The following is an 11,025-nucleotide window of genomic DNA, read 5'->3' on the forward strand; positions in this document are numbered from 1 at the left end:
ATCACGATGCGGTCGGGCCGGAGCGAGTCCTCGATCGCCGAGCCCTCGCGGAGGAACTCGGGGTTCGAGACCACGTCGAACTCGACCGGCGCGGCCTGGTGCTTCTGGACGATCTCGCGGACCAGGTCACCGGTCCCCACCGGGACCGTCGACTTGTTGACGATGACCTTGTAGCGGTCCATGGCGCGCCCGATCCCCCGCGCCACCTCCTCCACCGCGGAGAGGTCCGTCTCGCCGTTGGCCTTCGCGGGGGTCCCGACGGCAATGAAGATAATCTCGGAGCGCCTGACGCCCTCCGCGAGGTCCGTGGTAAAGCTGAGGCGCCCGTCGGCCATGTTCCGGGTCACCATCTCTTCCAGGCCCGGCTCGTAGATCGGCATCCGCCCCTGCTTCAGGCCCTCGATCTTCGCCTTCACCTTGTCCACGCAGATGATGTCGTTGCCGAGGTCGGCGAACACGGCCCCGGTCACCAAGCCCACGTACCCGGTCCCTACGACGCAAATGTTCATGCCGGCTCCGTCTCCTCAGGAAAGGTCGCGATGCGAAAGGCGGTTTCTAACTATAGCAGAGCAATTCTGGCGGGAGCAAGGAGCGGGTCCGTCAGGCGGCGAGCGCGAGCAGCGTGTGAAGGAGCACGTTGGCGCCGCGCTCGATGTCTTCCCAGTCGCTGGCTTCGTCGGGCCGGTGGCTCCTGCCGCCCTTCGACGGGATGAAGATCATTCCGGCCTCCGTCACCGTGGCGAGGTTCTGGGCGTCGTGCCCGGCGCCCGAGGGCATGCGCTGGAAGGCGAGCCCCAGCGCGCGGCAGGCCGACTCGACGGCCGCCCGGACGCGGGGCGCACACTGGGCGGCCTCGTTGCGTGAGACGGGAAGCACTTCCACTGTGATGCCTCGCCTCCTGGCGATACGGCGGGCCAGCGAGATGCAGCGCCGCTCGACCCGCTCGAGGATCGCCGCGTCGAGCTCGCGCATCTCCTGGAGGAGGCTGGTCCGGGCCGGCACGATGTTGGGGACCCCCGGCCTGACCTCGACGACGCCGAAGTTGGTGACGCTCCGCCCGCTCCCCCGCTTGACCACGACCTCGCGCGCCTTCAGCGCGTAGTCGGCGGCGGCGAGGAAGCTGTCTTTCCGCCGCTCCATGGGCGTCGTGCCGGCGTGGTCCGGCTCGCCGACGAAGACGATCCGGTTCCGCGTGATCCCGACGATCCCGGTCACCACCCCGATCGGAATGCCGAGCGCCTCCAGGTGGGGCCCTTGCTCGATGTGGAGCTCGACGTACCCGGCCACGCTCTTCGGGTCGCGGGCGGCCCTGGGGGCGTCGAGGGCGTTGAAGCCGGCGCGGGCCATCGCGTCCACGAGCCGCTCCCCGTCGGGAGCGGCGAGCGCCGGGAGCTGAGCCGGATCGAGCTTTCCGGTGAACGCTTTCGAGCCGAAGAGGCTTCCGTAGCGTCCCTCCTCGTCGCTCCAGGCCACGAGCGTCAGCGGTCGGGCGAGCTCGGGCCTGGCCTCCCGAACGGTACGGAGGCACTCGAGCCCCGCCAGGACGCCCAGCGCGCCGTCGAGGATCCCGCCGTCGGGCACTGAGTCGATGTGGGAGCCGGTGAGAACGCCGAGGTCGGGGGAATCCGCGGCGCCGCCGCTCGCCGAGGACCCGAAGGTGTTCCCGGCCGGGTCGATCCAGGTCGTGAGCCCGGCCTCGCGCATCCTTCCGAGGAGCCAGGCGCGAGCCTCCTCGTGGGCCGGGCTCCAGGCGGGCCGGGTCACGCCGCCGCTCGAGGTTCGACCGAAGCCGGCCAGTGCCTCGATGTCGGCTCTGAGCCGGGCGATCGAGATCGCCAGCATGGGAGTAGAGTATATCTCCCTTGACTTGAACGCTTTGCGGTCCCTATAATTTTGCTGAACCGCTGTTCAGTCACCTTGGTGATCCCCGCTGTCGTCTCTTCCGAATGGCGGTGGGCCCCAACCTCAGCCAAGGAGAGAGCGCATGGACCTCAAACCGACCGCAGAGCAGCAGGCCTTCCGTGACAGGCTGCGGACGTGGCTCAGGCAAAATCTCCCCCGCGAGTGGACGTCGCGCGTCGTCTCCGGTCCCGATGTGCCGCGCTCCGAAGCCTACCTCTTCCTCCGCGAGTGGCAGCGGAAGCTCTACGAGGCCGGGTTCCTCGGGTTGACCTGGCCCAAGGAGTACGGCGGCCGCGGGCTCACCTTCATGGAAGAGCTGATCCTCCACGAGGAGATGGCGCTGGCCAAGGCCCCGCCGATTCTCAACCTCCTCGGGATCGGCATGGCGGGGCCGACCATCATCGCGTACGGCACCGAGGCGCAGAAGAAGCGCTACCCGTCGAAGATCCTCTCGTGCGAGGAGATCTGGTGTCAGGGGTACTCGGAGCCCAACGCGGGCTCTGACCTGGCCAGCCTGCAGACCCGGGCGGTTCAGGACGGCGATCACTTCGTCGTCAACGGCCAGAAGGTTTGGACCAGCGTGGCGCAGGCGGCCGACTGGATGATGCTCCTGGCCCGGACGGATCCCGACGCGGAGAAGCACAAGGGGATCACGTACTTCCTCCTGGACATGCATTCGCCCGGGATCACGGTTCGCCCCCTCAGGCAGATCACCGGCGACGCCGAGTTCAACGAGGTCTTCTTCGAGAACGTCCGGGTACCGGCGGAGAACATCCTGGGAGGGCTGAACAACGGCTGGCAGGTCGGCATCACCACCCTCATGTACGAGCGGCTGGCCCTGGGCTTCGGCCTCCAGGTCAGGCTCCGGATCGCCCTCGACGCGCTCGTCGAGCTGGCCAAGCGAACGAAGCGCAACGGCGGCACCGCCACCCAGGATCCGATCGTCCGCCAGAAGCTGGCGCAGCTCTGGATCGATACCGAGGTCTTCAAGTACACCGGCGCCCGCGCCGTGACGAAGCTCCTCAAGGGCGAGCTGCCCGGGCCCGAGGCGTCCACCGGGAAGATCTGGTGGTGCGAGACGCATCAGCGACTTCAAGATTTGGCGATGGAGATCCTGGGGCCCTACCACCAGCTCGTGCGGGGCAGCGACTGGGCCGTCGAGCAGGGGATCTGGCAGCACACCTTCCTCCGCTCGCGCGCCAATTCCGTCGAGGGCGGGACGACGGAGATCCAGCGCAACATCATCGGCGAACGGGTGCTGGGGCTTCCGAAAGGGTAATCCACTTACGCTCCCCCTCACTTTTATCCTCTCCCCCTGAGGAGGAGAGGGCAGGGTGAGGGGGCGTGGGGAGCAGACCATGGACTTCGGATTCAGCGAAGAGCAGGAGATGCTCCGCGCCACGGCGCGGAAGTTCCTCGAGAACGAGTGCCCCTCCACCTTCGTCCGCCGGATGCTGGATGATCCCACGGGCACCACTCCCGAGCTCTGGCAGAAGCTGGCCGAGCAGGGCTGGCTCGGGCTCGTCTATCCCGAGGGCTACGGCGGCGCGGGCCTCGGCTTCGTGGACCTGACGGTCCTCATGGAGGAGATGGGGCGGGTCGTGCTCCCCGGTCCGTACTTCTCGACCGTGCTCCTCGGCGGCCTCGTCATTCTCGAAGCAGGCTCGGAAGCCCAGAAGAAGGAGTGGCTCCCCAGGATCTCATCGGGGCAGGCCAGGGCGACGCTCGCGTGGACGGAACCCAATGCGCGCTGGGATGCCGAGGGGATCACGGTGAGCGGCAAGCCGGCGCCCGGGGGAACGGTCCTCTCAGGAACCAAGCTCTTCGTCCAAGACGCCCACACCGCGGACGCCCTCGTCGTCGCCGCGCGGACGGCCGACGGGCGCCGGGCCGACGACGGGGTGAGCCTCTTCCTGGTGCCGAGGACAGCGCGGGGAATCGAGGTGAAGCTCCTTCCCACCATGGACCAGACGCGGAAGCTCTGCGAGGTCATGCTGAACGAAGCGGTCGTCGGGCCCGAGGCCCTCGTCGGCGAGTGGGACAAGGGCTGGTCGCCGCTCGCCCGGGTCATCGACCGGGCCACGGTCGCCCTCTGCGCCGAGATGTGCGGGGGAGCCCAGAAGGTCCTCGAGATGACCACCGAGTACGCGAAGATCCGGGTCGCGTTCGGGAAGCCCATCGGCAGCTACCAGGGCGTGAAGCACAAGCTGGCCGATATGCTGGTGGACGTCGAGAACGCCAAGTCCATCACATACTATGCGGCCTGGGCCGTCGACGAGGGGGCGGCCGAGGCTCCGCTCGCGGTGGCCATGGCCAAAGCCTACGTCTCGGACGCCTACCGGAAGGTCGCCGCGGCGGGGATCCAGCTCCACGGCGGGATCGGCTTCACGTGGGAGCACGACATGCACCTCTATTTCAAGCGCGCCAAGGGCTCCGAGTTCACCTTCGGCGACGCCACGTACCACCGGGAGCGGGTGGCCCAGCTCATCCAGCTCTGACCGCGCCGCGGCGACTCCCCCGCACCCCTCGTGACCCCTGTCGAGCCGAAGCCTGCGTCTTCTGTCGTGCTCATCCGCCCCGCGGCGAACCCTGCCGTCTCGTCCGAGCCGCTGGAGGTCTACCTGATCCGCCGGAACTCGAAGATGCGCTTCCTCGGCGGCTACTACGCGTTTCCCGGCGGGAAGGTCGAGCCCGCTGATGTGGCGCCGGAGTCGCTGGGGCGCTGCATCGGGCTCTCGGCCGCGGTTGCCGAGGGGCTGCTTCCGAGCCGCGACCTCCCCGCGCTCGCGTTCTGGGTGGCCGCGATCCGCGAGCTCTTCGAGGAGACCGGCGTCCTGATGGCCGCCGATGCTGCGGGACATCCGCCGGACCTCAGCGAGCCGGCAGTGGCCTCGCGCGTGAAGCACTGCCGGGAGGCCATGGTTGCTAGCGCCCGGTCGCTCGGCGAGCTCCTCGCTGCCGAGGGGTGGGTGCTGGATCTCCGGTCCCTTCGCTACCTCTCCCACTTCATCACGCCGTCCTCGAGCCCGATCCGTTTCTCGGCCCGGTTCTTTCTCTCGCGGCTTCCGCCGGGCCAGGAACCGCGCCTGTTCCTGGAGGAGACCTCGGAGGCATTCTGGATCGGTCCCCGCGAGGGGCACCAGCGCTTTGTGGCCGGCGAGCTGGCCATGGCCGAGCCGGCCGAGTACGCGCTCGCCTACCTGGCCCAGTTCGAGAGCTGGGATGAGGTGTGGAGCCACCACGCCGACGGCCGCCACAAATTCCAGGGGATCGTGGACCGGATCGAGTTCTACGGCCAGGGCTACGACTGGGCGACGGCGAGCTGGAAGCCCGGCAAGCCTCCATGGCAGGTGTAGGTGTCGACTCTCGTTTGGGTAACTTTAGCGTCTAGCGCCCCACAATTCTCCTGCCCGGACCTGGAGACTCCTTCCGCAGTTGTCTCCCCAAACTCACAGAGCATATTTGGCGTATTCCGAGTTAGAATGGCGTCAACATCGCAAGGCGATGAGCTTTTCTGGTCGGAGCGTGACGCTCTGCCCTGACGGAGGGTATGATGATCAGGCAAGTCCGCGTCAGGAATTTCAAGTCCCTCAAAGATGCTTCGCTCACCCTGGGGCTGCGAAATGTCCTGGTCGGGCCCAACATGTCTGGGAAGAGCAATCTAACTGATGTGTTCCGCTTCCTCGTACGCATGGTCCTTCCCCAACCGGGCGCAATCGGCTTGCCCTATGCTCTCACCTCTCTTGGAGGGTTTTCAGAACTCGTCTGGAAGGGCACGGACTCAAATCCCGTCGTCATTTCGATCTCTCTTGAGGGCGACGGCGTGTTGGGTGGCCCGGGAAAACAATGGAGCTACGAGATTTCACTTTTGGGAGACGTGGAACGCGGATCGGCAAGGGTCCAAGACGAAGTTTTGCGCGTGTCCACGCCGAATGGCCAGTACACCCTTATCGGTTGCTCTGATGGCCACAGAACGCTGAGGAATCCTGACGGAGGCATGGTCGCTCAAGCTGATGATATGGATCGTTCCGCGCTTGAGTTTGAAATTCCTAACTGGGAAGGCAACAAGTTTCGCTCGTTTATCAGCTCGTGGCGTTTCCATCGTTTTCTTCCGCAACTGATGAAGCAGTTTAATACTGCTGCTGCGCCTAATTTCCTCACCGAGTATGGCGATAATCTCTCCGCATGGCTGCTGCTTCTACAAACTCGGCATCGCGATGCATTTGACAAGATCAGGAGCGTTGCCAAGGACGTGTTCCCTGAACTTGAGGATCTATTCACCTGGCCAACCCAACAGACGACTGTATACCTAGCGTCCAGCGAGAAACATTTGAAACGACCGGTTTCAGTATGGCAGATGTCTGACGGGCAGCTTTCGTTCATCGCATTGCTCTCGCTCATTTTCGCTCCTTCTAAGGTGGCGGCCCCGTTATACTGCATTGAGGAGCCCGAAAACCATCTCCATCCTCATCTCTTGGCAACGCTTGTGGAGCTGTTAAGGCAAGTCCAGGACGAGCTCGGCCATGAGCGATCGGCGCAGCTGATTGTCACCACGCACTCGCCGTATCTGGTAGACAAGTGCGATCTTGGTGAGTTGGTCGTGTTTGAGCGGCGGGATGGCGAGACGAAGTGTAGTCGCCCGAGCGATAAACACCACTTGAAGGAACTTCTGGAGCGTGAGGAGGCTGGGCTCGGCGACCTGTATTACTCCGGTGCCCTGGGCAGTTCCTGATGTGAGCTATGGAATTGTAGTTGAAGGACCTTACGACGTGCCGGTTTATGAGGAGCTTATTCGTAAAATCTGCTCGGCCGACTTAGAGGTTTTCTCGCGTCCCGCCGGTGGCGTGTCTCGCCTCATGGGCAGCTTCCCAAAGCTGCTGAAGGAATTGCAGTACATAAAGCGGGGTGGTCCGGTGGATAAGGCGTTGGTTGTCCGCGACTCCGACATCAAAGATCCCGCGTTGCTCGAACGTGAAATGACGCGAAAGATCACTGGTTATACTTTCGCCTTTCCCAAAGGTGTTCAGTTCCATGCTGTCCGGAGGGAGATGGAAACTTGGCTTATGGCAAATGAAAGAGCGGTGAATCTCGTGGCGTTGTCCAGGGTGGATCACAAGTTGCCCGCGTTCAAGGAACGCTCGAGGAGATTGTAAACCCGAAGGAGAGATTCAGGCGCTTGCTCTCAACAGCAGGGTTGCCTTACGACCCGCAGGTGTGCCGCGAGATTTCGCGACACGTCGAACTTGAGACATTGCGGAATCGTTGCCCCTCATTTCGGTCCTTCGAGCAGAAAGTGATCGACTGCTGACGAGATCAAGATAGCCGCGAGATTAACCCAAAGCGAGCAAAAGGTGTCCGAGTTTCCGACGACGGGCACACCCAGTGACTTGGTGGGACGAGTCCTCGGCCTGAACCCGGGCCTCATGACCGGGCCCGGGACCAACACGTACCTGGTCGGGACGACGGATCCCGTCCTCATCGACACCGGCGCCGGAATCCCCGAGTACGTGCCCCTTCTTCGCGGCTACCTGGCCAGACGGGGATGGACGCGCCCCGCGCGGATCCTCCTGACCCACCGCCACCGCGATCACATGGGCGGCGTGCCCCAGCTCCGCGGGCTCTTTTCCGGGATCTCCGTGGCCAAGATGATCTTCCGCGACCCAGAGCTGCCTGGCCCGATGGAGGACCTTCGCGACGGCGAGGCCGTGCGCGGGGACGGCGTCACGCTGCTCCCGATCCACACCCCGGGGCACGCTTCCGACCACCTCTGCTATTACTTGGCGGAGGAGAATGCGCTCTTCACCGGCGACCTGATCCTCGGGGGCTCGACGACCGTGATCCCGCCCGACGACGGCGACCTGGGGGACTACATGGCCTCGCTCCGGAAGCTCCAGTCGCTGGAGGTGAGGCGGATCTACCCAGCCCATGGGCCCGTCATCGAGGATGCGCCCGCCAAGATCCAGGAGTACATGGACCACCGCCTTATGCGGGAGCGCCAGATCCTTGAGGCGCTGGGAGACGGTTTCAGGACCATCCCGCAGATGGTGGCCCGGATCTACGCGGACGTCTCGCCGGCTCTGCACGGCGCCGCCGCCATGTCCGTCCAGTCCCACCTGCTGAAGCTCAAGAAGGAGCGCAGGGTCCGCGAGGAAGTCGTCGCCGGTCGCCCATCGCGCTGGTCCTTCGTCTAAGCGGCGTCTAAGCGGTAGTCGAATAAAGACTTGACAGTGTGCCCTGCCCATGTGAGGCCCTAGGCCGAGAGACATTCTGGGAGCCGCCTCACCTTCTTCTCTATTCAGCGTTGGCGAGCGCGATCATCGCGGCACTCTACGGCTGGTATCGAACGCGGGAAGGAGCTTTCCGGAGCGGGGGGCCCGGTTACGTCCGGCTGGCGTCCACGAAGGTGCCGAAGAGGCGGCGCGACGCCGGATCCTTCGCCACGAGCTCCTCGGGGTGCCACTGGACGCCGAGGACGAAGTGCCCCGAGCCCGCGTCCTCGAGCTCGACGCCCTCGACGATGCCGTCGGGAGCGAAGGCCACGGGGAGAAGCCCGCGGCCGACGGTCTTGACGGCCTGATGGTGCAGGCTGTTGACCTCCAGCTCGTCGCTGCCCACGGTCCGCGCCAGAAGGCTCCCCGACACGACCTCGACCGCATGGGTCGGCTGGTCGCGCGGCCCCTTCTGCTGGTGCTGGATCGCCGTGCCCGGATCGCTCGCCACGTCCTGGTAGAGGCTCCCGCCACGCGCGACGTTCAGCACCTGGATGCCGCGGCAGATCGCCAGGATCGGTCGCCGCGCCTCCATGAAGCGCTCGACGAGGATGATCTCGAGCCGGTCCCGCGCCGGGGAGACCTCGGCGAGCGTCGGATGAGGCGGCTCGTCGAACCTGGCCGGGTCCAGGTCACCGCCGCCGGTGAGGAGAAGGCCGTCGAGGCTCGCGACCAGCTCTGAGAGCGCGCGGCCGTCGAGTTGAGGCGGGAGCAGCACCGGGACGCCGCCGGCCTCCTGCACCGCGGCGAGGTAGGCGGAGTTCACGTAGGCGCGCTCGAGCTCTTTCCTGATCGTGATGGATGTGGTGACGCCGATCAGCGGATGCGCCATGGCGTCACCGTACCACCGCGTCGGTGCGGGGGTCAAGCTACGGAGGATGCCGGCGCCTTCTCCGCCGACGGCTGACGCGCCGTGTCCAGGGCGTTCTTGACGATTGACCCTGTACTCCAGGCATGCTCTGATATCTGCTATGAGCCTGGATTCTGCTGAGTCTCAGTTGCGTTCTCCCACAGGGTCCAATCGCTACGCGCCCCAGGTGATCGGGAGCCGCTGGATGGTGGTCGCGGGGCATCCGCTCGCGGCCCAGGCCGGCGCCCGGATCCTGGAGGCCGGTGGCAATGCGGTGGACGCGGGCGTGGCCGCGGGCATCTGTCTCGGTGTGGTGCATCCGGACATGGTCAGCGCGGCGGGTGTCGCGCCGATCATGGTCCACCTGGCCGCCAAGCGCGAGACCTGGACCGTGTCGGGTGTCGGTGGCTGGCCTCGGACGGCGAGCATCGAGTTCTTCAAGGAGCGTTGCGGAGGCCAGATCCCGCCGGGGCTCCTCCGCACCGTCGTCCCGGCGGCCCCGCGTGCCTGGTGCACGGCGCTGGTGCGGTGGGGGACCATGTCCTTCGGCGAGGTCGCGGCCGCCGCCATCGAGTGCGCCGAGCGCGGCTTTCCGGTCTCCGAGTTCTCCGCCATGCAGTTTCGCGCCAACCAGGAGCGCTGCCAGCGGTGGCCCACGACCGCGGCGCTCTTCCTGGCCGGCGGCCGCCCGCCCCGGGTCGGCGAGCGCCTCGTCCAGGGCGAGCTCGCGGCGACCCTGAAGGCGATGGCTGCCGCCGAAGCCAAGGCCCGGGGACGCGGGCGAGCGAAGGCGATCGGCGCCGCCTGCGACGTCTTCTACAAAGGCGAGATCTCGGCGGCGATCTGCGCCTATCACCGCCGCGAGGGCGGTCTCCTCGCGCCCGAGGACCTGGCCCGGTTCGAGGTCGAGGTGAGCCCGGCCCGGACGACGACGTTCGGGGGCGTCGAGGTCGCGACCTGCGGCTTCTGGTGTCAGGGGCCCGCGCTCCTTCAGGCGCTCAACATCCTCGAACCCTACGACCTGGCCGCCCTCGGTCACAACTCCGCCCGCTACCTCCACCTCGTGGCCGAGACGATCAAGCTGGCCTTCGCAGACCGGGAGGCCTACTACGGCGACCCCGCGCACGTCAAGGTGCCGGCCGATGGCCTGCTCGCCAAGGCCTACGCCGAGGCCCGGCGGACGCTGATCGGCGAGCGCGCGTGGCCCGACATGCCGCCCGCCGGTGACGCGTACGGCCTGGCCGCGGTCAGGAACGGCGCGGCGCGCCCCGTCCCGTCCGCCGCGGCGGACCCCCAGACCATGGACACGAGCTACGTAGCTGTGGTCGATCGGCACGGTAACGCGTTTTCCGCGACGCCGAGCGACCCCTCCGTGGATTCGCCCGTCATCCCGGGCGTCGGCTGCGTGATCTCGCCGCGCGGCTCCCAGTCCTGGCTCGACCCCTATCACCCGAGCGCCGTGGCGCCGGGCCGTCGCCCGCGGCTCACCCCGGCCCCGGCCATGGCGTTCAAGGACGGGAAGCTCCTGATGCCGTTCGGCACGCCCGGCGGCGACGTCCAGCTCCAGGCCATGCTCCAGGTCTTCCTGAACGTCGTGGCTTTCGGTATGCGGCCGCAGCAGGCCGTCGAGGCGCCGCGCGTCGCGTCGCGGAGCTTCCCCGATTCGTTCTGGCCCCACCCGAGCTTCCCCGGGTGCCTCCAGGTGGAGGGGCGAATTCCGTCAGAGGTTACGAACGTGCTGGCCGACCTCGGCCACACGATCCAGACCTGGCCCGATTGGGAATGGCGGGCGGGGGCGGTCTGCACGATCGTCGTGGGGCCGGACGGGACTCTCATGGCCGGCGCCGACCCGCGACGCGGCTCCCACGCCATCGGCTGGTAATCGCTCGGAGGGGGGCTTGCGCCCCCCTTCCGACACTTCCCCCCACATGGTTGCGCGGGCCAGGCCCGCGCTCGAAATGGCGGTCAGGAGCTGATTAGGAATGGATCTCGAGACGCTCCGGA

At 66.5% G+C, this 11,025-nt stretch carries 10 protein-coding genes; 7 read left to right on the forward strand and 3 right to left on the reverse strand.

The window, feature by feature from the left end; all coding sequences use genetic code 11:
• Positions 1–509, reverse strand: a 509-nt coding sequence (locus tag HY726_06465) for a UDP-glucose/GDP-mannose dehydrogenase family protein (GenBank protein MBI4608629.1), incomplete at its 3' end; no start/stop codon positions are given.
• A 91-nt stretch (positions 510–600) separates the two neighbouring features.
• Complete coding sequence (locus HY726_06470; GenBank protein MBI4608630.1) at positions 601–1,842, reverse strand: Zn-dependent hydrolase; 1,242 nt, start codon at positions 1,840–1,842, stop codon at positions 601–603.
• Between the two features lie 142 nt (positions 1,843–1,984).
• Between HY726_06470 and HY726_06475 the strand changes: the two genes are divergently transcribed.
• The 6 genes from HY726_06475 to HY726_06500 all read left to right on the forward strand — a co-directional run bounded on the left by HY726_06475 (position 1,985) and on the right by HY726_06500 (position 8,093).
• Positions 1,985–3,181: an acyl-CoA dehydrogenase gene (locus HY726_06475; GenBank protein MBI4608631.1), complete on the forward strand. Its 1,197-nt coding sequence runs from the start codon at positions 1,985–1,987 to the stop codon at positions 3,179–3,181.
• A 79-nt stretch (positions 3,182–3,260) separates the two neighbouring features.
• Complete coding sequence (locus HY726_06480; GenBank protein MBI4608632.1) at positions 3,261–4,400, forward strand: acyl-CoA dehydrogenase family protein; 1,140 nt, start codon at positions 3,261–3,263, stop codon at positions 4,398–4,400.
• Positions 4,401–4,466: 66 nt separating this feature from the next.
• Complete coding sequence (locus tag HY726_06485) at positions 4,467–5,258, forward strand: hypothetical protein (GenBank protein ID MBI4608633.1); 792 nt, start codon at positions 4,467–4,469, stop codon at positions 5,256–5,258.
• A 194-nt stretch (positions 5,259–5,452) separates the two neighbouring features.
• The gene (locus HY726_06490; GenBank protein MBI4608634.1) at positions 5,453–6,634 is read left to right on the forward strand and encodes an AAA family ATPase; all 1,182 of its coding nucleotides are present in this window, start codon (positions 5,453–5,455) and stop codon (positions 6,632–6,634) included.
• Between the two features lies 1 nt (position 6,635).
• Positions 6,636–7,055, forward strand: coding sequence for a hypothetical protein (locus HY726_06495; protein MBI4608635.1), 420 nt, complete (start codon positions 6,636–6,638; stop codon positions 7,053–7,055).
• 198 nt (positions 7,056–7,253) lie between these two features.
• Positions 7,254–8,093, forward strand: coding sequence for a beta-lactamase-like protein 2 (locus HY726_06500; GenBank protein MBI4608636.1), 840 nt, complete (start codon positions 7,254–7,256; stop codon positions 8,091–8,093).
• A 187-nt stretch (positions 8,094–8,280) separates the two neighbouring features.
• Here the strand turns inward: HY726_06500 and HY726_06505 are convergent, their stop codons facing one another.
• Positions 8,281–9,003 (reverse strand): gamma-glutamyl-gamma-aminobutyrate hydrolase family protein, encoded by a 723-nt coding sequence (locus HY726_06505; GenBank protein ID MBI4608637.1) that lies wholly within the window; start codon positions 9,001–9,003, stop codon positions 8,281–8,283.
• A 139-nt stretch (positions 9,004–9,142) separates the two neighbouring features.
• Here HY726_06505 and HY726_06510 point away from each other — a divergent pair, with 139 nt between their 5' ends.
• Positions 9,143–10,903, forward strand: a complete 1,761-nt coding sequence (locus HY726_06510) for a gamma-glutamyltransferase (GenBank protein MBI4608638.1) — start codon at positions 9,143–9,145, stop codon at positions 10,901–10,903.
• Positions 10,904–11,025: the final 122 nt, after the last annotated feature.

Source organism: Candidatus Rokuibacteriota bacterium, assembly GCA_016209385.1.
Lineage (GTDB): Bacteria > Methylomirabilota > Methylomirabilia > Rokubacteriales > CSP1-6 > JACQWB01.